The sequence below is a fragment of the Macrococcus epidermidis genome (assembly GCF_003259695.1).
Classification (GTDB): Bacteria; Bacillota; Bacilli; order Staphylococcales; family Staphylococcaceae; genus Macrococcoides; species Macrococcoides epidermidis.
On the sequence record NZ_PZJH01000008.1, the window covers coordinates 40,274 to 66,475 of the forward strand.

The 26,202-nt window shown below is 36.4% G+C and carries 27 protein-coding genes and 1 riboswitch; of the genes, 13 read left to right on the forward strand and 14 right to left on the reverse strand.

Annotation, left to right across the window (positions count from 1 at the left end; all coding sequences use genetic code 11):
• Positions 1-13: 13 nt before the first annotated feature.
• Genes mtnB through mtnK form a run of 8 tightly spaced genes read right to left on the reverse strand, consistent with a single transcriptional unit; the run spans position 14 to position 7,990 of the window.
• Positions 14-616 (reverse strand): methylthioribulose 1-phosphate dehydratase, encoded by a 603-nt coding sequence (gene mtnB, locus BHU61_RS11800; protein ID WP_111717096.1) that lies wholly within the window; start codon positions 614-616, stop codon positions 14-16.
• Positions 613-1,254, reverse strand: coding sequence for an MtnX-like HAD-IB family phosphatase (locus BHU61_RS11805; protein WP_111717098.1), 642 nt, complete (start codon positions 1,252-1,254; stop codon positions 613-615). The genes mtnB and BHU61_RS11805 overlap by 4 nt, the downstream gene beginning before the upstream one ends.
• Positions 1,239-2,408 (reverse strand): 2,3-diketo-5-methylthiopentyl-1-phosphate enolase, encoded by a 1,170-nt coding sequence (locus tag BHU61_RS11810; protein WP_111717099.1) that lies wholly within the window; start codon positions 2,406-2,408, stop codon positions 1,239-1,241. The genes BHU61_RS11805 and BHU61_RS11810 overlap by 16 nt, the downstream gene beginning before the upstream one ends.
• Complete coding sequence (locus tag BHU61_RS11815; protein WP_111717101.1) at positions 2,362-3,363, reverse strand: ABC transporter permease; 1,002 nt, start codon at positions 3,361-3,363, stop codon at positions 2,362-2,364. Before BHU61_RS11815 ends, BHU61_RS11810 begins: the two co-directional genes overlap by 47 nt.
• On the reverse strand, positions 3,353-4,732 hold the full coding sequence (locus BHU61_RS11820) for an ATP-binding cassette domain-containing protein (protein WP_111717103.1): 1,380 nt from the start codon (positions 4,730-4,732) through the stop codon (positions 3,353-3,355). The genes BHU61_RS11815 and BHU61_RS11820 overlap by 11 nt, the downstream gene beginning before the upstream one ends.
• 17 nt (positions 4,733-4,749) lie before the next feature.
• Positions 4,750-5,772 (reverse strand): sugar ABC transporter substrate-binding protein, encoded by a 1,023-nt coding sequence (locus BHU61_RS11825; RefSeq protein ID WP_111717105.1) that lies wholly within the window; start codon positions 5,770-5,772, stop codon positions 4,750-4,752.
• Complete coding sequence (gene mtnA / locus BHU61_RS11830; RefSeq protein ID WP_111717106.1) at positions 5,769-6,791, reverse strand: S-methyl-5-thioribose-1-phosphate isomerase; 1,023 nt, start codon at positions 6,789-6,791, stop codon at positions 5,769-5,771. Before mtnA ends, BHU61_RS11825 begins: the two co-directional genes overlap by 4 nt.
• Positions 6,788-7,990, reverse strand: coding sequence for an S-methyl-5-thioribose kinase (gene mtnK / locus BHU61_RS11835; protein WP_111717108.1), 1,203 nt, complete (start codon positions 7,988-7,990; stop codon positions 6,788-6,790). Before mtnK ends, mtnA begins: the two co-directional genes overlap by 4 nt.
• A gap of 80 nt (positions 7,991-8,070) precedes the next feature.
• Positions 8,071-8,175: riboswitch (SAM riboswitch) on the reverse strand.
• Positions 8,176-8,339: 164 nt separating this feature from the next.
• On the opposite strand from mtnK, the gene BHU61_RS11840 reads away from it, so the two are divergent.
• From BHU61_RS11840 to BHU61_RS11865, 6 genes are all read left to right on the forward strand, one after another.
• On the forward strand, positions 8,340-9,635 hold the full coding sequence (locus tag BHU61_RS11840; RefSeq protein WP_111717110.1) for an HD domain-containing protein: 1,296 nt from the start codon (positions 8,340-8,342) through the stop codon (positions 9,633-9,635).
• Between the two features lie 9 nt (positions 9,636-9,644).
• Positions 9,645-10,142, forward strand: a complete 498-nt coding sequence (locus BHU61_RS11845; protein ID WP_111717112.1) for a YwhD family protein — start codon at positions 9,645-9,647, stop codon at positions 10,140-10,142.
• Positions 10,143-10,395: 253 nt separating this feature from the next.
• Positions 10,396-10,803, forward strand: coding sequence for a YwiB family protein (locus tag BHU61_RS11850; protein WP_170122552.1), 408 nt, complete (start codon positions 10,396-10,398; stop codon positions 10,801-10,803).
• Positions 10,803-12,461 (forward strand): arginine--tRNA ligase, encoded by a 1,659-nt coding sequence (gene argS, locus BHU61_RS11855; RefSeq protein ID WP_111717116.1) that lies wholly within the window; start codon positions 10,803-10,805, stop codon positions 12,459-12,461. Before BHU61_RS11850 ends, argS begins: the two co-directional genes overlap by 1 nt.
• Before the next feature lie 233 nt (positions 12,462-12,694).
• Positions 12,695-13,558 carry a heme/hemin ABC transporter substrate-binding protein gene (locus BHU61_RS11860; protein WP_111717118.1) on the forward strand — a complete coding sequence of 288 codons (864 nt, stop codon included), beginning with the start codon at positions 12,695-12,697 and terminating at the stop codon, positions 13,556-13,558.
• The gene (locus BHU61_RS11865) at positions 13,548-14,498 is read left to right on the forward strand and encodes a FecCD family ABC transporter permease (RefSeq protein ID WP_170122553.1); all 951 of its coding nucleotides are present in this window, start codon (positions 13,548-13,550) and stop codon (positions 14,496-14,498) included. Before BHU61_RS11860 ends, BHU61_RS11865 begins: the two co-directional genes overlap by 11 nt.
• On the opposite strand, the gene BHU61_RS11870 is transcribed toward BHU61_RS11865, so the two are convergent.
• Positions 14,488-15,003, reverse strand: coding sequence for an NUDIX hydrolase (locus BHU61_RS11870; RefSeq protein WP_111717122.1), 516 nt, complete (start codon positions 15,001-15,003; stop codon positions 14,488-14,490). The two genes, BHU61_RS11865 and BHU61_RS11870, sit on opposite strands and share 11 nt — an antisense overlap.
• A gap of 72 nt (positions 15,004-15,075) precedes the next feature.
• Between BHU61_RS11870 and BHU61_RS11875 the strand changes: the two genes are divergently transcribed.
• The 5 genes from BHU61_RS11875 to BHU61_RS11895 all read left to right on the forward strand — a co-directional run bounded on the left by BHU61_RS11875 (position 15,076) and on the right by BHU61_RS11895 (position 18,974).
• Positions 15,076-15,750, forward strand: a complete 675-nt coding sequence (locus BHU61_RS11875) for an HAD family hydrolase (RefSeq protein WP_111717124.1) — start codon at positions 15,076-15,078, stop codon at positions 15,748-15,750.
• The gene (locus BHU61_RS11880) at positions 15,751-16,461 is read left to right on the forward strand and encodes a hypothetical protein (RefSeq protein WP_111717126.1); all 711 of its coding nucleotides are present in this window, start codon (positions 15,751-15,753) and stop codon (positions 16,459-16,461) included. It abuts the gene before it with no gap.
• A gap of 11 nt (positions 16,462-16,472) precedes the next feature.
• Complete coding sequence (locus BHU61_RS11885) at positions 16,473-17,249, forward strand: alpha/beta fold hydrolase (protein ID WP_111717128.1); 777 nt, start codon at positions 16,473-16,475, stop codon at positions 17,247-17,249.
• A 69-nt stretch (positions 17,250-17,318) separates the two neighbouring features.
• Positions 17,319-18,092: a hypothetical protein gene (locus tag BHU61_RS11890; protein ID WP_111717130.1), complete on the forward strand. Its 774-nt coding sequence runs from the start codon at positions 17,319-17,321 to the stop codon at positions 18,090-18,092.
• Between the two features lie 147 nt (positions 18,093-18,239).
• Entirely contained in the window at positions 18,240-18,974 is a 735-nt protein-coding gene (locus BHU61_RS11895; RefSeq protein ID WP_111717132.1) for a class I SAM-dependent methyltransferase, read from the forward strand.
• Positions 18,975-19,046: 72 nt separating this feature from the next.
• Here BHU61_RS11895 and BHU61_RS11900 read toward each other — a convergent pair whose 3' ends face one another.
• From BHU61_RS11900 to BHU61_RS11920, 5 genes are all read right to left on the reverse strand, one after another.
• Positions 19,047-19,346: a DUF2316 family protein gene (locus tag BHU61_RS11900; protein WP_111717133.1), complete on the reverse strand. Its 300-nt coding sequence runs from the start codon at positions 19,344-19,346 to the stop codon at positions 19,047-19,049.
• A gap of 70 nt (positions 19,347-19,416) precedes the next feature.
• Positions 19,417-20,502, reverse strand: coding sequence for a CapA family protein (locus BHU61_RS11905; RefSeq protein ID WP_111717135.1), 1,086 nt, complete (start codon positions 20,500-20,502; stop codon positions 19,417-19,419).
• Between the two features lie 63 nt (positions 20,503-20,565).
• On the reverse strand, positions 20,566-21,069 hold the full coding sequence (gene nrdG / locus BHU61_RS11910; protein WP_111717137.1) for an anaerobic ribonucleoside-triphosphate reductase activating protein: 504 nt from the start codon (positions 21,067-21,069) through the stop codon (positions 20,566-20,568).
• Positions 21,066-22,925, reverse strand: coding sequence for an anaerobic ribonucleoside-triphosphate reductase (gene nrdD, locus BHU61_RS11915; protein WP_111717139.1), 1,860 nt, complete (start codon positions 22,923-22,925; stop codon positions 21,066-21,068). The genes nrdG and nrdD overlap by 4 nt, the downstream gene beginning before the upstream one ends.
• 182 nt (positions 22,926-23,107) lie before the next feature.
• On the reverse strand, positions 23,108-23,989 hold the full coding sequence (locus BHU61_RS11920) for a 3-hydroxyacyl-CoA dehydrogenase (RefSeq protein ID WP_111717141.1): 882 nt from the start codon (positions 23,987-23,989) through the stop codon (positions 23,108-23,110).
• Between the two features lie 266 nt (positions 23,990-24,255).
• On the opposite strand from BHU61_RS11920, the gene BHU61_RS11925 reads away from it, so the two are divergent.
• Together BHU61_RS11925 and BHU61_RS11930 are read left to right on the forward strand one after the other, a co-directional pair.
• On the forward strand, positions 24,256-25,416 hold the full coding sequence (locus tag BHU61_RS11925) for a Rho termination factor N-terminal domain-containing protein (RefSeq protein ID WP_111717143.1): 1,161 nt from the start codon (positions 24,256-24,258) through the stop codon (positions 25,414-25,416).
• Between the two features lie 19 nt (positions 25,417-25,435).
• Positions 25,436-26,134 (forward strand): excalibur calcium-binding domain-containing protein, encoded by a 699-nt coding sequence (locus tag BHU61_RS11930; protein WP_199798235.1) that lies wholly within the window; start codon positions 25,436-25,438, stop codon positions 26,132-26,134.
• Positions 26,135-26,202 lie beyond the last annotated feature (68 nt).

The following is a 26,202-nucleotide window of genomic DNA, read 5'->3' on the forward strand; positions in this document are numbered from 1 at the left end:
ATTATCGCTCCTCTTATTTGATATATTGTCTTGCAGATGCAAGTTGTAAATGATATTGAAATAAAAATTCTGCTGCTTCAAATAATTTATATGCTTCCTGAGTAGATTTTCCCCAGGCATTGATCCCGTGATTGCGAATGAGTACAACACCACTATCAGCAGTAACGTGTTCTCCAAATCCTTCAGCGAGTTTTTTAACGTCTGCTGGATTTTCGATAATAGGGATGCGCAACACATCACTTTCCTGCCATAAACCGAATGCTTTAATTAATTCCTGATTGTTAAATTCAACTGCACCTTTAGAATGATATAGCTCTGAAATCACATTGTTACTAACGGTATGGATGTGAATTGATGCGTTTGCGTTACTGCGTTTAAATATTTCTAAATGTAGTACGGTTTCGAGAGATGGCGTAAGATTTGTATCAACAGCCTTACCATTCATATCTACTTTGACAAAACTTGTATCGGTTGTTTCATATTTATCGACACCGCTTGTAGTTACATAAAGATGCTGCTCATCTATTCTTATACCTAAATTACCGCTTGTCCCAGGGAAGTAGTTATTGCGTGCGAGCCGTTCTTTGATATGTGTAATTGCTTCTAGTGAACTCATTTAATCACCTCGCTTAATTTAATATCATCAAATGTTTCGAAATGATGATGCGCGATGCCTTTTTCCTGGGCAAATTCGGTAAGCTTTGAAGTTGTAAATGCAATATCTGCAATACCCAGTAACTTTAAGTCTGTAACGCTATCACCGATTGCTATAACTTTATTATCATCCACTAACTGTCTGACGATAGAAGGCTTACATGTTCCGCAGTTTCCAGTACATAAGTTATGGCACGGATGATTCCAAATTACTTCCATATAATCTCCGGAGAAATCTACCGTATTGGCAAACACTTGTTTGATGCCATTAAATTTCTCTAGTATGGGATCAATAAAGAAATGCATGCCGCCACTAATAATATAGAAAGGAATATTTAGTGTTTGTGCTTCGTCTAATAACTTCTGAAATCCTGGTCGGAGATTCACTTCTTCTAACGCGAATTGAATGATATCTTCTTTCTTTTCGCTCGGTAATAATCTGAAGAGTTCTGTAACGCCATGCTGTATCGAGATTTCCTGATTCAGTATTTGATCGGTGATAGGTCGTCCTTCAATAGGAGCAAACTTCTTGATGATGGCTACGATCGTATCAGTGGCTGTTACGGTACCATCGAAATCACAGGCTATGATGTACCCCATAAAGCCACCGCCTTATCATAATATTTACCACCTACGCCTGTCTTGTAATGACGAATGGCTTCATGGAAAGCTTCACCACCAGCAGTGGCACCGTCTGGATGACCATGTACACCGCCACCGGCATTTATGACGATGTCTTCACCAAAGTCATCGATAATACGTTTAACCAGGCCTGGATGAACGCCGGCTGACGGGACAGGAAATGCTTTTTTTATTGTACTCGCTTCTAATGCATGGGCGACAATACCTTTAGCATCACTTTCAGTAAGTTCGATAGATCCATACGGCACCGGGAAGAGAATAAGATCTGCGCCTGCAAGACGTGTCAGTTTAGATAGTAGTAATTGATAACTGATACCATAGTCAGGGCTACCGCCTAATGCACCACTTAATGCAGGGTGAGCAAGAATTGGTACATCTAATGCTAAATCGCGTAACCCTTTAAGTGCGTCAAGTCCATACGTATGAACGTTGAATAATAAAGCATTCGCACCGAGTTGCTTGGCCTTACGTGCTTTGTCAGGCAATTCAAACACCGTACCGGATAGGTTCACAGCATATAGTACGCGACGGCCAGTGGCTTCGAATATTTCATCTAACACGCGTTTACCGATAGTAATACGTTCTTCAAAAGGAAGTTCAGGTACGTCATATAATATTTCGTCATCTTTAATAATATCGACACTTAACGCCTGTGCACGCAGTTGTGTTTCGAAAAATGATGCATCTCTACCGATAATGCCTTTAAAGATGCTCATTACAAGCGGACGATCATAAATATTTAGTAACTCTCTCACACCTTCAACACCGAACGCAGGACCTTTAAAATGTTTACTGTAATCCGTAAAATCGATATCGAGTAACTTTACTTTTCCGTCTAACGAAAGTTTGCCGAATACAGTCGTTAATATTGAAGAAAAGTCTGGGGTGATATTATGTTCCGGATAAGCAATAGCGATATGTAATAACCCTTTCTCTGCATCGATTATTTCCTTGGTAATAACTTCACCTTTATATTTCGCTAAATGTGCCTGATCTTCAGCCGTTAAATCTGTCCAGCTCCCGACAGTTAAACCAACGGCTAGTTTTTCTGCGATAGTATCAATTTTAGATGGATTGTTGTGTAGCTGGTACTTCGCTATGATATGTGACACGTTTTAACCTCCTTTGTTTAAATTGTGCATAGTTAATAATTAATGCACCTGCTAGGACAAGGCCTTTTATAATATTCAAGCCATAATATGGAACGGATAGCATGACGAGACCGTTTTCCAGTATTGCAATGAGTAGTGCGCCTAAAAATGTACCTATAATATTAGGCTTACCTGATTTAGAAACAGTTGCACCGATAAATGCAGCCGCAACTGCGGTCATTAAATACCCTGAGCCTGAATTAACTTGAGCTGATGATACTTGACTGGCAAGGAGTATACCACCGATACAAGCAAAGAATGCAGATGCCAAATAACTGATAATGATATATTTTGTTGTCTTGATGCCACCGAATTCTACAGCATGTTTGTTATCGCCAATCATATACATGATGCGTCCGGGATTTGTGCGATGTAATAAAACGTATGTAAGGGCTACAATAATGAGCATTATGATAATTAAAGGTATAGGTTCTGACAAAACTTTGAATGCATCAGGAATCTTGCCAGTTGTAGCAGCTCCGTTTTCTCTTGTCATGCCTTGACTGATTGAACCCCCTTCAGCATACGTCAGTGCGATACCTTCAACGATAAACATTGTCGCAAGTGTAGCGTAAAGGTCAGGGATTTTAAACTTGATGATTAAAATTAAGTTGATGAGTGCGACAACAAGTGCAACTGTTAATGTGAGCATGATGGATAGCCCAAAATTCATCCCATGCCATACAAATAATGAAATGATAACAGCATTACTTAGCGTAACCATAGAGCCGACAGATAAGTCGAATCCGTCGACACTCAAACTAAATGTAATACCGATGGCTACGATGGTGACAATAACCATGCCTCTAATGACTGAAAGTAAATTATCAGTAGATAGAAAGTTTGGTGCAGTCAAACTAAATAGTATGACTAAAATAGTGATTACAATGAGTAAGCCGAATTGTTTAAACTGCATGTTGTATTCCTCCAGTAGCTTTGTGCAAAAGATCAGTTTCTGATGTATTTTGTGTCAGTTGTTCATCTACGACTTGACCTTTGTGTAGTGTATAGATGCGATCAGTTATATTGATCAGTTCACTAAAATCACTTGATGCATAGATAACTGTCTTTCCGCTGGCAGTTAATTGATTGATAACTTTAAATAAGTCTTGCTTAGCACCGACGTCGATTCCTACAGTTGGTTCATCAAGGATAAAGATGTTTGATTGTTGATAAAGCCCGCGTAATAATACAACTTTTTGCTGATTCCCACCGGATAATGCATGAACTTGTTGAGCAAACGATTTATATTTCAAGCCGATATCATTTGCTAAAGGTAAGATATTATTTTCTTCATTTTGATGATGGGTAAAAAATTGTTTGTTTTTAAAACAAATATTATCTTTTATACTGTGAGACATAATCAGCCCATGTTTCTGACGTTCTTCTGGACAATAAGATATTTTTTCATGAGATAAATGGTCATATAACCAAATGCACAATTCTGTCTTACCGGCACCGACTAATCCTGCGATGCCTATTACTTCACCTTTAAATCCATGAATATTGATATCTTGAAGTTTATCGGTTTGTATGTGCTGAAAAGAAAATTGTTGTTCTTTTGTTGTGTAATTTGTTTGTTGATGTGTCTGTATGTTTCCAGCAATAGCTTCATAAAGTGCTTCAGCGTCATAAGCATCTGATTGTTTAGATGCGATGCATTCGCCATCTTTAAGGATAGAAATATCATCAGAAATATTTAATAACTCAGGTATGCGATGAGAAATAAAGATGATGGCCATTTCTTTTTTTAATAAATTTAATTCATTGAATAAAATATTAACTTCACGCTGACTCAATGAAGCCGTCGGTTCATCTAATATGAGTAGATGCTTATCTTCGAGTATCGCTCGAATGATGACGAGTAACTGTTTTTCAGAAACAGTTAAATCTCTAACATGTGTATTCAGTGAAAAAGATAAACCGAATTTATCGATATAATTTTGCAATTTCTGTTTTTGTTGCTGTTTATAAAAAAATCCTTTCGTGCGATCTTTAATCGTCAAATTATCATATACCGATAAACTTTGAAATAAGACATCATCAACTTCTTGTGCAACGTAAGCGATATCATCTGCAAAGCTTGAAACTTTTTGTCCATCTTTATATAAAGTTCCTTTTTGATAAGGGTAAGTGCCATTCAATACTTTCATTAACGATGATTTACCTGCACCGTTGCCACCGATAATTGCATGAATCTTTCCTTGTTCAAAATGAATAGATAAATCCTTTAAAATATGATGGTCATTGATTGTTAAATTAAGATTTGAGACTTCAAAGCGCATTGTATTCAGTCCTATCGTTATTTAATTTTGAAAGCATCTTCCTGACTAAATGCCGGAACTGCCTTTGAAAGATTATTCATATTCGTATCTTGTTTCAAATCTTTTTGTGTAATTTGAACTGGTTTAAATGCATAAGTCGCAGGGACTTTTTCTTCTTTAATGAGCTTTGCCAGAATTCTTACATCTGTTTCACCGATGACTTTAGGATTAACACTTGCTGATGTCTTCCAGTTGCTGTTTTTAGCTTTCATAAAGTTAATGTCCTGGTTTGAGATATCTATTGAATAAATCGGTAGATTGATTTTCTTTTCGTTAAGTGCAAGATAAGCGCCCTTTGTCATCTCATCCCAAGATCCCCATACCGCATCGAAATCTTTTGGATGATATTTTGAAAGTACAGCTTGTGTTTTCTTTTTTACATCGCCTTGTACGTCTTCAAAATTCGTTGGTCCGATACTTTCAACGACTTTAATTTTGCCTTCGCTTTCATACTTTTTAAAAATTTCCTGACGTTTATCAAGCGGTAGGAAACCAGGACCGACCCATAATTTAAGTACTTTTACGGGTTGTTCTTTATCTTTTATCAGCGCGTCTAACGATAACTTTGCTAATGCATGGTCATCTTGACTTGTAGCAACGACATTATCAATAACTTTGCCGTCTTTATCTGACTTTGTATCAAAAGTAACAACTTTGATCTTTGCATCTGCAATTTTCTTAACCAAATCATAGCTGTAATCTTCTTTGCCGTGTGATAATACAATGCCATCATATTTTTTAAGGATTGCCTGATCGACGAGCTGCTGAAACTTTGCGTCATTCCCATTCGAAAGAAAAGTATCCACTTTGAGTCCAAGTTTCTCACCTTGTGATTTAGCACCATCGATAAATTGTTTCGTGTGATCATCACTACCAAGGTTACGGATAACAGCAATTTTCTTGCCTTTTATTTCACCTGTCGCTCCAGATTGTGATGTTGCCTGATTACATCCTGTAAGTAAGATACTTGTTGCAAGTAATAATTGTAATGGTTTATTCATGCTTTAACCTCCTCAAATAGTTTTGCGATTGCTTGTTCATGTGCGTCGATAATGCCATGTTCAGTAATCAGTCCTGTGATTAAACTGTTAGGTGTAATATCGAAAGCTGGATTATAAACTGCTACGTCTGCTGCGACTTTATTGTCATAAATATGTGTTACTTCACGTGCGTTGCGTGCTTCGATTGGAATTGCATCTACACTCGATACCATTAAATCGAAGGTTGGTGTTGGTGCTGCAACGTAGAATGGTACATTATAAAACTTTGCTGCAATAGCGAGCGGTAATGTGCCAATTTTGTTAACGACGTCGCCATTTAATGCTACGCGGTCACAACCGACAATAACAGCTGTAACACCTTGTTGCTGTAACACAGTGGCTGCAGTACTATCTGTAATTGTTGTAACATCGATGCCGGCTTGCGATAACTCAAAAGCTGTAAGTGCGCCTTGAAATCTCGGTCTAGTCTCATCGCTAAATACTTTAAATTGAATGTTTTGAGCGTGAGCTAGATAGAATCCCGCTGTCGCTGTGCCTAACGCACTTGTTGCAAGACTACCTGGATTGCAATGCGTAATAAACGTTGAATTCGGTTTTATGAGTGGTAATGTATGTTTCCCGATACGGTCATTGATTGATTTATCTTCTTCATAAATGTGTTGCGCGAGCTTTTCTAAAGCCACGATACTCTGATTGACATCTTCGGTGATGACCTGGCTCATTCGATCAAGTGCCCATAACAAGTTGATTGCTGTTGGTCGTGTGTTGGATAGTCGTGTAATAACATTCTGCATATAAATTATAAAATCTTTATCCCCGTTGTATTGTAAGGCACCGATTACGACACCGTATGCCGCAGTAATTCCAATAGCGGGTGCACCGCGCACGATCATATCTTCAATCGCTACTGCGACTGCTTCATAATCTGTGCAGTCGACATACTGTATATCATGTGGTAATTTCGTCTGGTCAAGGAGCGTAAGAACGCCATCTTTGTATTGGATCGATTGTAATGTCATGCCGCGATCTCCTTAAATTCTGTATAGAGTGAGAATATAGATGGGTAGATGGATACTGATTCCGGATGTTGAATCAGCGATTTCGCAAACTTAATGAGTTGCACTTCTATCTGAACACATTGTTGCTCAGGTAAAGTCGTTAAATCATTTACTTTAGCAAGTCCGACGATACGACGAATAATTTCAAGTCCACATACAACATACGCATCTTCAAGCACTGAACGGATATAGCTTGCATAAACTGAAGCTTGTTTCAATGCGACATCTTTCGTCTTTTCCTGTAAGATCGCTAAACTTTTCTGTTTGAATACTTCTAATACTTCTGTGATACTTTCGGCAATAAACTTAGCTTGTTCATCTCGGCCATGCGCCTGCGCATTACTATATGCAAAGAAGAGGTGAGCGAGCACATTTCCGACATCATATCCTGCTGGCCCATAGAAACCGAATTCAGGATCAATGACTTTTGTTTCTGTTTCATTCACAAATACTGAACCTGAATGTAAATCTCCATGGATTAAACTTTGACTTTTATTTAAGAATTTAAGTTTCGCTTCTGCAACTGCAAGCTTTAATGTGTCATCGTTGTAAAGTAACTGTTCGACGTATGGAAGCAAAGCGCTACTCACTTCATTGCGTGAGAAATTATTGTAAAATGGCTCGGTGAACACGAGGTCTTCAGATATCTCGCATAATTCGGGATTTATCGTATCTTTTTGTAAAGCCTTCTTCTCTTTCGCATCAAGTACAAAGTCAGAAGTGTTAATCAGTGTCTCTGCCAAATAGGTCCCTAAATCAACACCGATATTTGGATATATATTGCCATCGATTAAACCTTGGCGTAATACTGTGTATTCTTTTAAGTCTTCCATGATGACGCATTTCATCACATCATCAATCGCATAAATATGCGGTACAAGTTGTGGTACGATTTCGCCATGTACTTTGAGTAACTTCCCTTCACGAATTGTACGGTCCGTTGATAATTTAAATTCATCTGAAATACGCGCTACGACGCCTGAATGTTTGACGATAATGGATTTGATGCCGTTAGATACACGAAAGACATAATTTAAATTACCATCTCCGATTTCGTTTACTGCTAAGTTGTCAGCGGGATTAAATAAATTTGTAGTTTCAAGTATGTATGCTGCAATATCAACTTCCTGCATTAAGAAATATGAACTAAACTTAGACAATGCTTTCACCTCAGAATTAATTTTTTCACAAAAAAAACGTTTCCCCGTATGCACGGGAAAACGTTAGCCATCAGTATCTCTACTTATCTTTCAGCACAATTGTACTGTAGGAATTGGCACCTTTTCCGTGTGGACAGGTTGCTGGACGTCATAGGGCCTAATCCCTCAGTCACTCTTGATAAATAATTATTTAGTTTTTTGTTAAGTTGAATATTAAATTAATTAAAAATATAAGTCAATAACTTTCTGAAAATTTTTTGTATTACAAAATTTTTAAAAGCCGTTAATCATTCTATTTTAAAGGCTTTATGATAAAATTTAAGTAATGAAAAAATAAAGGAGAACCACTATGGGCTACCAATTCCAAAAGATGCAGGAAGAGAAGGTATTCAAAGATCCAGTGCATCGCTATGTGCATGTACGAGATCAGTTAATTTGGGATTTAATCAAGACAAAAGAATTTCAGCGATTACGCCGAATAAAACAACTTGGTACGTTATATTTATCTTTTCATACTGCTGAACATTCACGTTTCAATCATTCGTTAGGCGTTTATGAAATCGTACGTCGTATGATAGACGAAATATTTGCTGGACGTGAACATTGGCATAATGAAGATCGTCCACTCGCATTATGTGCAGCACTGTTACATGACTTAGGCCATGGTCCGTTCTCTCATTGTTTCGAGAAGATTTTTAATACGGATCACGAGCTTTACACACAGCAGATCATATTAGGAGATACGGAAGTGAATCATGTGTTGTCACGCGTTTCACCCGAATTTCCGAAAGAAGTAGCTGCTGTAATCAACAAGACACATCATAATAAGCTGGTCATTTCAATGATTAGTTCGCAGATTGATGCTGACCGTATGGACTACCTGCAACGCGATGCTTTCTATACAGGTGTGAGTTATGGTAGCTTTGATATGGAACGTATATTAAGGCTTATGCGTCCGACAAAGGATGAAGTTGTGATTAAAGAAAGTGGTATGCATGCGGTAGAAGATTATTTAATGAGCCGTTATCAGATGTACTGGCAAGTATATTTTCATCCAGTCAGTCGTGGTGGTGAAGTATTATTAAATCGTGTCCTGAAACGTGCCAAAGTGTTGTATGAGACAGGTTATGCGTTTAAAGAACCACCTAAATATTTAGTGCCGTTCTTTAAATCAAATCAAGTGTCCGTTGATGCATATTTAAGACTTGATGAAATGGTTCTAAATTATTATCTGCAGGAATGGATTGAGGAAGAAGACGCCATTTTAAGTGATTTATCGCGCAGATTTGTTAACCGTGATTTATTTAAACATCTACCGTTTGACGGTAATCGATTTACGATAGATGAACTCACTGAATTGTTTACGAAAGCGGGCATAGATCCGGATTATTATTTTGTTGTGGACTCGTTTAGTGACTTGCCATATGACTACAATAGACCTGGTATTAACTCGCGTAAACCAATTCACTTAATAACTTCTACTGGCAAGATTAAGGAAATTAGTACACAATCAGTTATAATCAATAGTATTACAGGTATTCAGCGAAAAGATTATAAAATTTACTATCCTAAAGAGACAATTTTAAATATCGAAGACCTTGAAATTCGAGGTGCAATTATTAACGTATTAAATGAATTAGAATAGGGTGATAATATGGCAGAATTTCAGTTTAATATTATAAAAAATGATCCACTTGACGGACATAAAGGTACAAATATCGGCTCGATTAGCTTAGATAATGTGGCACCAGTATTTATTGATGTTGCAGAGAAAAAGGCGTTTATCGATATCGGTGCGATGCATGCGCGTAGTGAAGTTGAAAAGCGTGTGAAATGGGTGACGGATAAATCTGAAACAGAAGGTCCTGACCAGAAAGAATACTGGCTTGTATGGGTAACAACAGAACGTGCAGAAGTCGGTCCGTATTATGCGGGTGTTACTGCTTGTTATATGGCAGTAAATAAGGAACGTAAACGTGGCTATAAAGTGATGGCTGAACATGTTAATATGATGGATAAATCGATGAAGCACAAGTTCATTTTAGATCAGATTGGTGATGACAATAAAGCGGTCTTAAAAGACTTCTTAATGCACCATAACCCTGAAATGTGGAACAATTCTGGAGAAGAACTAAAATCAATGTTAGGTTAAACGAGCTAACGACAGTCCATCTTTTCCGAATACGGCGAGTATCCGGAAAAGATAAGCACCCTCATATTATCAATTTTGTGACAAAAATGTGACTTTAATAATCGTGTAGATTTTCGGTTGTAATTTTTGCTTAACATTAGTAAGATATGAGTAGCTATAAAAATAGCTAGGACACTAAAGAAAGCAGGTATTTTTATACCTGCTTTCTTTAATTTTATGCAAATTTTGTTATAATCATTAGTGGGTGATCAACTTGGATATAGAGATTCACATAAAGCAACAAATCACAAATAGTGAAGGCACGGAGACCTTCGAATTTAATACTACAGGCACACGCATAAAAAAGGCACATACATATATTATGTATAAGGAAACAATCGATGATATTCTGACCGATGTACGTGTTAAGATTGAGGATGAACGGGTGCGCATTAATCGAAAAGGTCAACTAACGTTAGATTTTCTGTTTGTCCCATACGAGACAACACAAAATATGTATCACCTGGCTAATCAAAAAACTGTTATGGAAGTTACAACCAATCAAATGCTCATTGAGTCTGATGAACATTCCGGTAGAGTTTACATTCAATATACCATTGTAAATAACCAAACTGTCTTAGGCAGTTATACATACGATATAGAATATAAGGAGCGAGTATAATGAACATCGTACAACAGCAAAAAGAAACATTAATCGAAGAAATTAAACAGGCGATATTAAAAGCAGAGCTTGTAACAGAAGTACCGGAAATTAAAATTGAAATCCCGAAAGATACTAAAAATGGTGACTATGCAACAAATATCGCCATGGTGTTAACGAAACTCGCTCAAAAAAATCCACGTGAAATTGCACAGGCAATCGTAAATCATTTAGATGTTAAGAAAGCGGATGTCACTAAAATTGATATCGCAGGTCCTGGATTTATCAACTTCTATATGGATAACGCATACCTCACTGGTATTATTACTGAAGCATTAACTAAAAAAGATAACTTCGGTAAAGCGGAGCAACCTAAAAATGAAAAAATCTTAGTTGAGTATGTTTCAGCGAATCCAACTGGCAGCTTGCACATTGGACATGCAAGAAATGCGGCAGTGGGTGACACTTTATGTAACGTATTATCTGCAGCAGGATATGACGTATTACGCGAATACTATATCAATGATGCAGGTAAACAGATTGAAAACTTAGCATATTCTATTGAAGCGCGCTATTTTCAGGCGTTAGGTCAGGAAATGGAACTGCCTGAAGATGGTTATCATGGTAAAGATATTATTGAAATCGGTAAAAAGTTAGCTGCAGAGCATCCGGAATACAAAGATGTTGACAAGGATGAGCGTATTAAAGCTTTCCGTAAGCTAGGATTAGATTATGAAATGGATAAACTTAAAAAAGATTTAACTGAATTTAATGTTCATTTTGATAATTGGTTCAGTGAAACTTCACTTTATGAAAATAAAGAAATCGATAAAGCATTAGATAAGATGCGCGAAAATGGTTATTTATTTGAAGAAGACGGTGCAACTTGGTTGCGTACAACTGAGTTTGGCGATGATAAAGACCGCGTATTGATTAAAAAAGATGGCAGCTATACGTACTTCCTTCCGGATATTGCGTATCACTACGATAAGATTGAACGTGGCTATGATACGTTAATTAACTTATTCGGTGCAGACCATCATGGTTATATTAACCGTTTAAAAGCATCGCTTGAAACTTTCGGTACAGATTCTAAACGTTTAGAAATACAAGTGATGCAGATGGTACGTTTATTGCAGGATGGCCAGGAAGTTAAGATGAGTAAACGTACAGGTAACGCCATTACGTTACGAGACATCATGGATGAAGTAGGTATTGACGCAGCACGTTATTTCTTAACGATGAGAAGCCCTGACTCACACTTTGATTTCGATATGGAACTTGCAAAGAGCGAATCAAGTGACAACCCTGTTTACTACGCGCAATATGCACATGCGAGAATTTGTTCGATCTTACGTCAGGCAGCTGAAAATGGTATCACACCTTCTACTGACGCAGACTTTAGTTTAATAACAAATGACAAAGCATTTGAATTGTTGAAACGTATCGCTGATTTTGAAACGGTAATCAATCAGGCAGCAGAAGCACGTGCACCACACCGTATTACAAATTATATTCAGGATTTAGCAGCACATTTCCATAAATTCTATAATGCTGAGAAAGTATTAACTGACGACTTAGAAAAATCTAAAGCACATGTTGCGTTAATTGAAGCAGCAAGAATTACATTACACAATGCTTTAACATTGATTGGCGTTTCAAGCCCTGAAAAGATGTAGTAACTAGAGGCTGGAACTGAAGTGTTTTGCCACAAGCAAAAACCGAAGAAAACGAATAAATCGCTCTTTGATTTATAGTTTTCTTCGGTTTTTGTAGTACGGGCAACGTCTGTTCCGCCGTTTAAGCTGTTAAACAGAAGAGGACTAAGACTTATGACTAACGCTTTTTGTATTTTGTAAGAAAGATATTGCATATGGTATAATTATACAAAAATTGAATGAATGGAGGATTTATGAAGAAAACGTTATTTATACTCTTGATGACAGTACTTTTCATTGTTTCAGGCTGTAATACGACAGACAAGTTGCAGCAGTCTGACGCTAAGGAACGTATTATTTCGTTAATACCAAGCAATACAGAAATTCTTTATGATTTAGGCGTCTATAAAGAGATTATCGGTGTTTCGACAGTAGATGATTATCCTAAACAGGTTAAAGATAAGGAAAAGTTTGATGGAATGAAACTTGATTATGAAGCGATATTAAAAGCGAAACCAACGATTGTGTTTGCGCATCAATCTATGGAAAAAGCGCAAGAGAAAACGTTACAAAAGTTGAAATCAAAAGGTATTAAAGTCGTCGTCGTTCAGGATGCTCATTCATTTGATTCGCTATATAAAAGCATAGAACAAATTGCTATTGTCACACATAAAGAAGCTGAAGGCAAAGCGTTGATAAAAGATATTAAACGTCAAATTCAAGAAACTGCGATTAAATACAAAAAGGATGTCCAGGGTAAAAAAGTATTTCTGGAAATTTCATCACACCCCGACATTTATACGGGTGGCAATCATACATTAATGAATGATTTATTGAAACAACTCGGTGCAGTCAATATATTTAGTGGCATAGAAGGGTACCAGGCGGTGAGTTCGGAAGCAATCGTTAAGAAAAATCCGGATATCATTATTTCTACGAGTGGTCTGTCAAATGCAGCATTAATCAAAGAAGTAAAATCAAGAAACGGATTTAAGCATGTTGAAGCGGTAAAACAAAATCAAATCTATGCCGTTGATCCGGATATTGTATCACGTCCAGGACCAAGAATCGCACAAGGTATGGAAATTATTGCCAAAGCTATCGCACATGAAAAATAATATTATCGTATTGTCGCTTATCATTATTGTGACATGCTTATCGTTATTTTATGACAACTTTGGATGGCTGGACGTAACGGATCCAATGGGTAGGACAATTTTACTTGAAATTAGACTGCCAAGAATTATAACGGGTATGCTCGTCGGAATCATTCTTTCCATTACAGGATATGTGTTTCAGACCGTATTAAATAATTATCTTGCAGATAGTTTTTCGTTAGGACTTGCCAGTGGTGCAAGTTTTGGGAGTGCACTTTCCATCGTATTAGGATTTAGCATTACGATGACAGCAATATTTAGTATTTTATTCAGTATGATAACGTTACTGATAGTGATCCTTGCCAGCTTAAATCATAAATTTAATTCACAGACAACATGGATGATACTGATCGGCATGTTTATTAACTTCTTCTTTTCCAGCCTCGTTTATGTGTTAATGCTGATGTTTCCGGAGAAATCATCCAACATCATGAATTATTTGTTTGGCTCGATAAACTCGGTAAGTTTTAAAGATGTTATCGTTTTATTACCGTTAACTATTGTGGGTATGATGATTATTTATTTTTTACAGCAACAAATTGAAATACTTGGATTAGGACAAGACCGAGCAATTGCACTTGGTTTACGAACGCATACAATCATCTATATGCTGCTCATTACAACGAGTATTATGTGTGCTGTGCTCATTAGTATGACAGGTATTATTGGATTTGTCGGTATGATTATTCCGCCGTTTGTAAAACTGAATTTTAAAGGAAACCATCTTGCAAAATTGAACCTGACATTACTTTTAGCAGTATTACTCGTCTTAACGGGAGATTTTCTGGGCAGAGCAATGCTTTATCCGGTACAGATTCCTGTATCAATCATGATGTGTTTAATGGGTATGCCGCTATTACTATGGATTATTTTGAAACAAAACAGAAATACTATAAACTAAAGTATTGCATTAAACTCGCTAAAGTAAGCGCATTGGTGATTTCGCCATGCGCTATTTTTGTTTTTAAGTCTTTAATTGGAACGAGGACGACTTCGATATCTTCAAATATTTCTCGGGAAATAGTCCCGCTTTGCTTGCTGTCGGTCACTAAAATGGTTGTTAATTGATTTGTAAATAAAGCTGGATTCGGATGCATAACGCCAATCACTTGTGCCTCGCCGATATATCCTGTTTCCTCACTGAGTTCTCTTTGACCAGCATTTAATGGGGATTCATCGGGTTCAACGATACCGCCGGGTAATTCAAGTATATAATCTTCTATGCCGATACGAAACTGCTTGATCATGACGATACAATCATTATGTATTGCGATAATATTGACCCAATGCGGGGCCTCAATCTGATAAAATTCAGCACTTTGTGCCTGATAAGAAAATTCTGTCGTATTGACTTGAAATACAAGATAATCCGTTTTGTCGATGATACGTCTTTTTTTCCAGTTCATAAGTCACCTCGTCATTTTAATCGATTTCATTTTAACAGATAGGCTATACTATTGTTAACTGGAGGGATTTAGATGGAAAGAGCAATCATATTTGATTTGGATGGTACATTACTTGATCGAGAACGTTCGTTACGATTATTTTTAGAAGATCAGTTTGAAAGATATAGAGAATATTTTACGCATGTACAAAAAAATGACTATATCAATTATTTTATAGCATACGATGAACACGGTTATGTGAAAAAAGATCGTGTATATAAAGCATTGCTTAATCAACTTGATATTCATTACATCGAAAAGAAGGATTTACTGCTGGACTATGATTTAAATTATCCGAAGTTTGCGACAGGTTATCCTGATTTAAAAGATATTATTTCAAGAATTCAAAATAGAGGATTAAAAATAGGTATTATTACAAATGGTAAGGTGTCACATCAAAGTTATATTATCGATGTTTTGGGTATAGAGAAATATGTTTTAGAAACGTTAATTTCAGAGGCGGTAGGTTACAGAAAACCTGAACCGGAAATATTTATGATGATGTGTGATAAGCTCGGCGTTAAACCGGAGGAATGTATTTTTGTTGGTGACCATCCGGTCAATGATATCGAAGCAGCCCACCGTTTAGGAATGAAGACAGTATTTAAAGATAATCATTATTTTAAAGCCCCTGGTGAAACAATGATGGACTATCGAATTGAAGACTTATCAGAGTTATTTAATATTATAGGTGAGGAGACGATATAGATGAATGTCGTATGGAAAGATGAAACAGTTACAGGTGGTATATTTGAGACGATCAATGTTGAAGGAAATTCATTAGTTACTTCAAGTGTTGAGGCCAATGAATTATTCATTGAGAAAGATAGTGTATTAAAAATTGAAGGTAAATTAAATGTACCTTATTTGAAAGTTTATGGTGAATTAGTCATTGAAGGAACACTTGAAACGAATGAACTTGTAATTGATGAAGATGGCTATATTGCTGTACAGGATGAAGCAATTATCGACACAATCAATAATAAGGGAACGGTGGACTTAAAGCGTGGAATAAAAGTGAATGATATTCAAAATAAAGGTGCATTTATTGGTATGGGACCAGTAAAAGCCACTACATTTCAGTCTAATGGATCAGTGCGTCTGGATGAAGAGCTGAATGCAGAAAACATAACGATCACTGTCGCTGAAGTAAGTAACATTCGCTATATTATATGCGACGAACTTACGGTGAAAGCAGAACGAGAAAAGCTCATCTTTAAAGATGAATCATCAATCCTTACAGTACGTGAAATCGATGCAGTAAATGCAAGTGTAGAAAATGTAGTTTGTGATTTACTGCGTGCAGATGATGTAACGATTAAAGCACATTGCTCGATTAAAGTCGTAGAGTACGTTAATGATTATAAATACGACGAAGCTTCAGATGTATTAGAATTTGCAAAAATTACAAGAGACTAGAGGGATAGAATATGGAACTAGCGCTAACAAATAATGATATAGCTGTTCATTACGAACTCATTGGAAAAGGGTATCCACTAGTGATGCTCCATGGCCAATTTATGAACACAACAATGTTTGATGATTTCGATACGGCTTTTATGAAAAATTTTCAAATTATTAAAATAGATTTGCGTGGTCATGGATTTAGTGATAAACCGTTAGAAATTCATATGGACGATTATGTAGAAGATGTATTAACCGTTCTGGATCTTTTGTATATTAAAGAAGCACACTTTTTAGGATTTGGACTCGGTGGTTCTGTAGCAGCAACCATCGCTTCTAAATATCCGAGATATGTAAACAAGCTGATATTGATTAGCACGGGAATAAGAAGTTACTACGAAGCTGAGCGTGAATTTCATAATCAATATGCAAGTATATTAAGAACGATGTCACGTAAAGAACGTAACGCTATGCTGGAAGACTATATGTTTAAAGATGTTAAAACAGTAAAAAAATATTGTAAGAAGATGAAAGATACACAAAGTGGTATGACTGAAAAAGAAGAGGATGCAGTCATCACTTCTACTGTTGATTATAATCCACAAAGGCTTGATGTGATTGAAGTAAAGACGCTCGTGATGAGCGGTAGATATGATGAATTAGTACCGGTTGAAGAAGCCGAAGCGCTCGCTGCACTATTACCTGCCAGCAAATTGTCGATTTATGAAAATAGTGGCCATGGGTTGTTATATGAACAATACGATGATTTTGTAAAAGAGGTTAAATTGTTCCTTCAAAACTAGTTACAATCTGATAGCGTTATGTTAAAATATGTGAGTACTGATAAACTTAAGGATATTTTTGGAGGATGCATGAAAAGAATCATAGCATTGTGCACAATAACCCTAATACTCACAGGCTGTCATGAAGAAGAAGCTGCACGAACATCTACAGAGAAAGCATCATCTACGAATCAACAAACAACACCTACTGTTGAGATGGAATTTATACAAAGTAATCCTAAAGAAATAAAACCACAGCATAAACAAATTGCAGACGAAAACATTCAGCAACTCAAAAAAGAAATATCAATAGAAGTTGCTTCGAAAATTCCGAAAGTAAAACCTATTACATCGAAATATGAATATGTTGATACCGTTAGAGAATATTCGAAAGAGATGGATCGTGTCATTAATACGATGACTTTATATGATAATAAAAAAGATGTTGAACAGCAACTTATAAAAGTGAAAAATATCGTTGTCAAATACGAAGCGAAAGTTCAAACGGCAAAAAAATTGCCTCAAATTAAAAAAGTAGATGCAGAAGTTAAGAAAGCAAATGATAAATATATTCAGTCATTTGGTAAAATAGCTTCAGCGATTACGACAAAAGATATTGCACTAAAAGAAGATGGATATACTGATTTCTCAAAAGGAAATACATACTTTAACAGAGCGTACTATGGTGTACAATCTATTGAGGATAACGTCCAGATGGAAGCAATGGTTGAACCAGATACTACAAACCAATCACCAACGAGTGAGTCGTCATCTCTAGAGATTGTCGTTTATACAGCAAACGGTAGTGAAGCGTTACCGATGAGTGACTCAACAGAGGACAAGAAAAGTGCGTTACCGAAGTGAAGAAATTTGTATACCAACTGATGAACAAACATTGAAAATCATTATGATTTTATTGTTTGTTCTTTTTTTAAATACTATTCAAAAAACTTTATAAACGATTATAATTTTGATAAAGTAAATGCTAATAAGATACTTAAAGGAGTGCCTATGGACAATAATATGTATGATAATCGGTCATTGTTCGATAAATATAGCGAGATGGAACGCTCAAAGAAAGGTTTAGAAGCAGCTGGCGAATGGGAGAACTTTAAAGAAATGCTTCCCGAGTTAAATGGTGCTGCTGTGCTGGACTTAGGTTGTGGCTACGGCTGGCATTGCCAGTATGCTGTAGAACAAGGCGCAGAGAAAGTTGTCGGAATCGATATTTCTGAAAAGATGTTAGAGCGTGCGCAGGCACAGCCGGATGCAGATAAGATTACTTTTATTAATCAGTCGATGGATGAATTAGACTTTGAACCACATGAATTTGAAGTAGTAATGAGCTCATTAGCGATACATTATTTACCGTCATTTAAAGATGTTGTTGAGCAGGTTAAGGAAGTATTAACGATTAACGGTACATTTATCTTTAGTGTAGAACATCCTGTATTTACAGCTGAAGGTAGTCAGGACTGGATCTATGATGAGGCAGGCAATAAATTGTTCTGGCCGGTTGACAATTATTATAAAGAGGGCGAACGTGAGACACAATTTCTTGGGGAAGAAGTAAGGAAATATCATCGAACACTTTCACATTACTTAAGTGTGCTGATTGATAATGATTTCGTGATTAAGGGCATCTCTGAACCTGAGCCAAGTGAAAAGCTACTAGATGAAGTGCCTGAGATGAAAGATGAATTAAGAAGGCCGATGATGCTTATTATTTCTGCACGTAGAAAATAATGCATATTGTGTTATAAATATAAGTATAAATAAAAGAGGAGAGATAAGCATATGCTTGTCTCTCCTTAGTATTTATTGTAAAAACCAATAATCGGTTTTCATACCTTTTAAATAACTATATTCTTTTGGCGTAATCCCGTGTGTACGAAGTTCATCGTTGATAAAATCTCTAACATCCCAAACGAGATGAATAAATTCATTCGTTGGAAGTATTGTAGACATTTGCGAATTATCCATATTTAAAATTGCTGTAATATCCTGAGATGTTAAATTAAAATGTTCTGCGATTGTGGCAATAGATAACGTCGCATCGTTTAGATGAGCGTATAATTCTGTACTTGTAACTTTACGTTCTTCAACTGACAGTGACATATTCATCCTTCTTTCTATGTGTAGAAGGTTATTATAATACTTTTTACGTAAAATACAAGGAATTTTTACTTTAATGTGATAAATTCTCCACAACTTTCACTTTTGAAGGATACGTTGTCATTAAATCATTAATAAAATTAAACTGCGTTTGTTTCGTACCATCATCAAGTGATGACTGCATTAAAGGTACAGTTTTATAGCCGCCAGCGTTATAATCACCTTCGTTGTATGTAGGTAAGAATTCACCTGAGGCTACTTCAACACCATCTTTTGTTTTCTTAATATCTAAAGATAAAATCCCACCCAGACGTGTCTGCATTTGACCTTGACCGCTAAAGAAATTACCTTGGCTATAGATGATAAAGCTATCTTTATCCTGTTTCATCGGCTCTAAAGCATGAGGATGTCCACCAAGGACGATATCTGCACCGTAATCCGTTAGCGCCTGTGCTACATCTCGTTGCTCTTGATTCTCGTGATACTGATACTCTGTACCCATATGTAATGAGACAACAACGCCATCAACTTGTGGTTTTAATGTTTCGATATCTTTTTTCATTTTTTTTAGATCGATAAAATTCACATCATAATCAGCAGCTGGTTCATGCCCATTTGTCCCATAAGTGTATGCTAAAAATCCAAGTTTTACACCGTTTTCTTCGATGATACGTGGCGTGTCATGATCTTCTTGACTGCGATAAGCTCCGACATATGGTAAGTGCATTTTATCTAAGTAATCTAAAGAGATATGTAACCCTTTTTGTTCCTGATCGAGTGCGTGGTTATTCGCATTTGAGACAATATCGAATCCAGCATTTTTAATGGCCTGTGCGACTTCAGGTGGCAAATTAAATGTAGGATAATCACCTAGACCTAATTCATTTGCAGCGATGGGTGTCTCAAGGTTAGCGATCGCAATATCAGCGTTCTCAATCATCGGTTTAACCGCTTCAAATCCTGGATTAAAGTCATAACCATTTGCCGTCTGTGCATGACGTGCCACATGACCATGAACGAGTACGTCACCGACTGATTTTAAGTTCACGACGCCGTCTTGTGCTTCGGGTATTTGATGATCAAGTACAGCTGTAGGTAGAACGAATTGTGATGCAGTTAATACAGAAAGTGCAAGTGCTTTAATTTGATATTTATCCATTAGTTAAACTCCCATTAAATAATATTAATTACATTATATCTTAAATAAATAAAAAAACATTATTTATTTTTCATGTAATATATTACCTTTGTTTAAATAATGGATACGTTGATTAAGTGACCCGCGAAACTTTAAGTTTGGCTGAAATAGGCTATGGACATAGGGACCATCAACAAGTACATCGATATTATTTAAAACTTCAGCTAGCACTGGTGTATTTTTAATATACTCAATCATATATCCTGACCACATCCATATATCTTTTCTATTCCCGAATTTCTTTCTGAATGCTGAAATAAGTGGTTGAATAACAGCTAAATTATCTAACGGTTCCCCACCAAGTAGAGAAAGTCCGCTGATATAATCTTTATCAAGCAAGGTTAATATCTCTTCGATTTTCTGTTCTGTGATGCGTTCTCCATGATTAAATGACCAGATACTTGCATTGAAACACTCGGGACAATGAAAGTGACAGCCGGATACATAGAGAGACACACGCATGCCCGTTCCGTCTGTAACGACACAATTCATTATCCTGGCAACATATCCCATACCTTCATACGTCATAATAAATCATCTCTTGTCGACATATGTTTGACACGCGTGGCAATTTCAATTTGACGTCCTTTTACCATTGGACGTTTTAAAGGCTGTCCGAGATAACCGCAAGTACGTTTGACCACATCTGTCGTTTCAGGATTATTGTTTCCACACTCAGGGCAGACATATCCTGTAGCAGTCGGTTGAAATTCACCGGAATAACCACATTCAAAACATTGATCAATCGGAGTATTCGTACCGAGATAACCGATACGTGAATAAGCATAGTCCCATACTGCTTCTAACGCTTCAGGGTTATGGACAAGCGAAGGGTATTCGCAATAATGAATAAATCCGCCTGTGGAATAACGCGCGAAGTCTTTTTCAAAATCAATTTTTTCGAAAGGGGTAATATTTTTGCGGATATCATAATGAAATGAATTCGTATAATACCCTTTATCGGTTACGTTTACCACAGGACCAAAGCGTTCAAAATCGAGTGCACAGAAGCGGTCCGTTAGAGATTCACTTGGTGTACCATATACACTGAACTGAATATCGTATTGATTGGTTAAGTTATCAGCGTATGATTTTATCGTCTTTAATATATTTAATATAAAGTCATAAGCATCTTTATTCTGTTCCCAGTCTTTCTCAAATAAATGCGCGCCAACTTCATATAATCCGATATAACCGATACTGATAGTGCTACGACGATTATCAAACAAAGCTGATATGTCTTCGTCGGCATGTAGTCTTTTACCGAATGCACCATATTGATAAAGTATGGGGGCATTTTGTGGGCGCGCATCTTTTAATCGATTAATTCTAAACAGACAAGCATCACGTACAATATCCAATCTTTGATGCAACATGGTCATAAATGTATCCGGATTATTACTTAATAATGCAATCCGAGGTAAGTTAAGCGTTACGACACCTAGATTGAAACGGCCATTGTTGATAAACTGTCCATCTTCCTGATAAGCATTCAGGAAGCTTCGACAACCCATCGGTGCTTTGAAATCGCCAATCATCTCTGTTATCGCCTGATAATTTAATACATCAGGATACATGCGTTTTGTAGCGCATTCGATAGCCAATTGTTTTATCGCATAATTTGGATCAGTCTGCTTTAAATTCACTCCGTCTTTTAAACTGAAGACAAGCTTTGGAAATATTGCAGTCGTTTGATCGGTCCCAAGTCCTGCAATCCGCGTATTTAATATTGCACGTTGAATCATAACACTGTACTTATCCGTTCCTAATCCAAAGCCGAAAGTTACAAACGGTGTTTGCCCGTTACTTGTATAAAGTGTATTAATTTCATATTCAAGCGACTGGATGGCATCACCGATATCTTTTTCGGTCATTTGCTGGGTATATTGTTGCTGTTTATCTTGCTGGACATACTTTTGTGCAGTTTGACGATGTTTTTCTGCATTTAAAGCAGCATAAGGACTTAGCACTTCATCGATACGATCTACTGAGCATCCACCATACTGACTGCTGGCGACATTAGCGATAATTTGTGCGATCTGAGCTGCAGCAGTTTGAATCGATTTTGGTGATTCAACTTTCGCGTTACCAATCTTAAAACCATGAGCCAGCATATTAGGAATATCAATTAAACAGCAGTTCGTCATCGGCATATAAGGATGATAATCTAAATCGTGGAAATGAATATCACCGTTTAAGTGAGCGTGTTTAACATGTTTCGGTAGCATATCAAGGCCGAGTGATTTCGCAACAGTACCAGCAGTTAAATCACGCAGTGTATTAAAGACATTCGCATCCTTGTTTGCATTCTCATGAACGACTTCTGGATGTCTATTTATTAAACGTTCTAAGCTGTCCTTCAAATCAGTTGTTTCTGTTAACATTTTATCACCTACTATATATTGTGTTTTCGACTAAATATTAATACTATATATAGTGTTTGTGTTGAAAAAAGGAGTGAATTTGAAAAGATGTCATAATTACAACGAAGCTATCTGGTTTTAAGAACATGAGGTGTGAGAAAAGTTACAAAAAAAGCCGAACACAATGTTCGGCTGTGAAGCATTTATCCTTTTAGAAAGTCTGATGCTTTATAGCTAGGGTTTGGATATTTATAGAACCCCTCTCCTGTTGCAACACCTAGTTTACCGGCATCGATATATGCTTTTAACATATCAGTGACGCCTTGTAAATGAGGGTTTTTCAGTGAAGCTTGTAATGAGATGTTGTAAGCAGTAGTGAGACCAATAACATCTAACATAGCAAATGGGCCGACTGGAGCACCTGTTGCGATCATCCATGTTCTATCAATTGTTTCAACGTCACCGACACCATTTGCAAGTAACATTTCAGCTGATTGTAATAATGGCACAAGTAAAGAATTTAATATATAGCCAGGTTGTTCTTTCTTAACTAGAATCGGTACCATGTTAATCTGTTTCGCAAAATCCATCACAATTTGATTATATTTTGGATCCGTTGTATCATGGCTCATTACTTCTGCGATATTATTTTGCCAGATAGAATTAGCGAAGTGTAACGCTAAAAAACGATCAGGTCGATCTGTAAAATCGCAGAAAGCGCTTGGCATCATCGTTGAAGAATTTGTTAAGAAGATGGTTTTCTCAGGCGCGATACCTTGTATGCTCTCGTACAATTTTTGTTTTGCTTCTAAATTTTCTGCAATGGATTCGATCATAACATCGCTATCAGCTAATACTTCAGACATATCCATAGAAATTTTAATGGCATCATGTGCAGCTTGCGCTTTTTCGGGATTATTAAAATAAGCACCGTAAATCGGTACAAGCTTTGCTAACTTCTCTTGAATACGTTTAACTGAGTCTTCAGTTCTTGCATACATGACAACATTGCAATCAAAGAATGCACTTTGAAATGCCACTTGGCTACCCAATACTCCGCCACCGATGATACTTACATTTTTCATATGAACAGCTCCTTAGATTTTATTGAGCAGGAATGCCCGATTTTTACTATTATTCTCATCTTTATTATACAACCATTTCAAAATATTGGATGGAATGAATTGTGACAATATCATAAATATGTTGTTTAAACATTTAAAATGTATGTATATGTTAAATTAGAAAGTTTAATTTTTACTTAATCATTGGTAAAATAGAATAAATATAAATAAAAATAAATGCTTTTAAACAGGATAGCAACAACTTATAGAACCGTGGGGGACTTACTATGACAAACGAGTTAAATATCGACATCAAGGCACAAGAAGAAAAAAAGAAATTAGTAGCTGAAAAATTTAATAACAATACACTTGATATGTATCTATCAGCGCTATCTAAAGAAGCGTTAAAAAATATATGTCGTAACCTGGGGATTAAAGGTTACTCTTCTAAAAATAAAGAAGATTTAATCAGCTTAATTACCGAAGCTTATTTTGCAGATGATCAAATGCTGGATAAGATGCTAAAAACATATGATAGTGATTTTAAAGTCGTGTTAGATGATATTACTGCACAAGAGAAGAACTACATGGTATATCATCATGATATACCGGATGAAGTTTTCTTATTTTATGCAGATGATACTGAGTTATTGTTCATTCCGAAAGATGTAAAAGCGCATTTTATTAAATATAAACAAGCACATCCAGTATTTAAAGAAGAAATTGATAAGATTCATTTTTATCGCAGCGCATTGAATTTATATGGCTTTGTAACGTTGAAGCATTTAGCAGTGTTAAAAGAAAGATATTTCAATGTACAAATGACTGAAGATGAAATCCGTGAAGAGCTTATTGATGTGATGCCTGAGTACGAAGCGCTGATTAAAGGTGGCAGTGTTAAACATAAAGAGCTTAGCAATATTGATATCGATTTAAAAGCATTAACCGAACAAAAAGATTATTATATTCCTGAATATGAAGATTATAAATTATATACAGAACACTTCTATGTTGAGCCGACACAAGAAATTAAGCATTTAGTTGAATATATCGAAGCAGGAATCACTGAAGATTTCCAGGGGACAGACACAGGGAAATTAATTGTTAATACAATCCTGTTTGGACTACGTGCCAACGAAACACCTGCACAAATTCTATTACATATTGATAACGTAGAGCAGAATGGTTTCGTTAAGTTTGATGATCGTGAAAAGCTCACTGAACTTATTGCAGCTGCATTAAATACAGCAAGATTATGGACGCTAAACGGACATACGCGCAATGAAGTACAAAGTAAAGTCCATATTGAACAAGGACAATCTCAGGTTCAACGACAGGCACCAGCACAAACAGTGAAAAAGAAGAAACCAGTACAAGTAAAAAGAAAAACGAAGAAACGCGGTAAAAACAGAAACGTAGCACACTTAGCGAGATTGAATAAACAATAATTGGGATGGGGATGAAGTAATGAAAAAATTATTAGCAGCATTATCAGTAACGATGATTGCAACAAGTTTTTCAACAGCAGAGGCGTACAGTTTTAAATCAAAAGATATGGCGATGCCAAAACTTACAGATGCTAAAATATTAAATCAATTAAAAGCGGGTAACTACAAGTATTATAAAGTAGGACTTGGAACAACGAAGATTGCGATGACTAGCAATTGGGGTGCAGAGAAGTATAAAAAGACAGTAACGTTTAACAATAGAAAGAACTTTGAATACACATATGGTAAATATAATGAATTAATTGCAACAACATATGGCACAATGTCTTCATCTCATAGACCGATAGCACTTATTAAAATCAAAGATGCTACACCTAAATATTATATGAATGCAGTCCGAAATGTATTAGGTACAAAGAAAGCTTCAACACTATCTGGGGGCGTGAAGTATTATTCATACGGTGCGTTAACAGTATATACAAAGTCAATCAATACGAAAGAATTGGTCTATCAAATTCAAATGAAGCAACTACCTGCTAAAGCAGTTGCTCGCACTACAGTCACACCACCGCCAGCCAGAATTACAAGCGCTTATTACGGTAATTGTCGAGACGTATGGAATGCATTAGGACGTCCAATTCGAAGTAGTGATGCAGGATATAGTCGTGACTTGGACAGAGATGGAGATGGAATAGGGTGCGAATCTCGACCGAGATAAGCGTATAACTAGAGCAACATAGCGTTTGATGTTATAGTGTATCGTAACAAACATTTAGAGGTGAACAA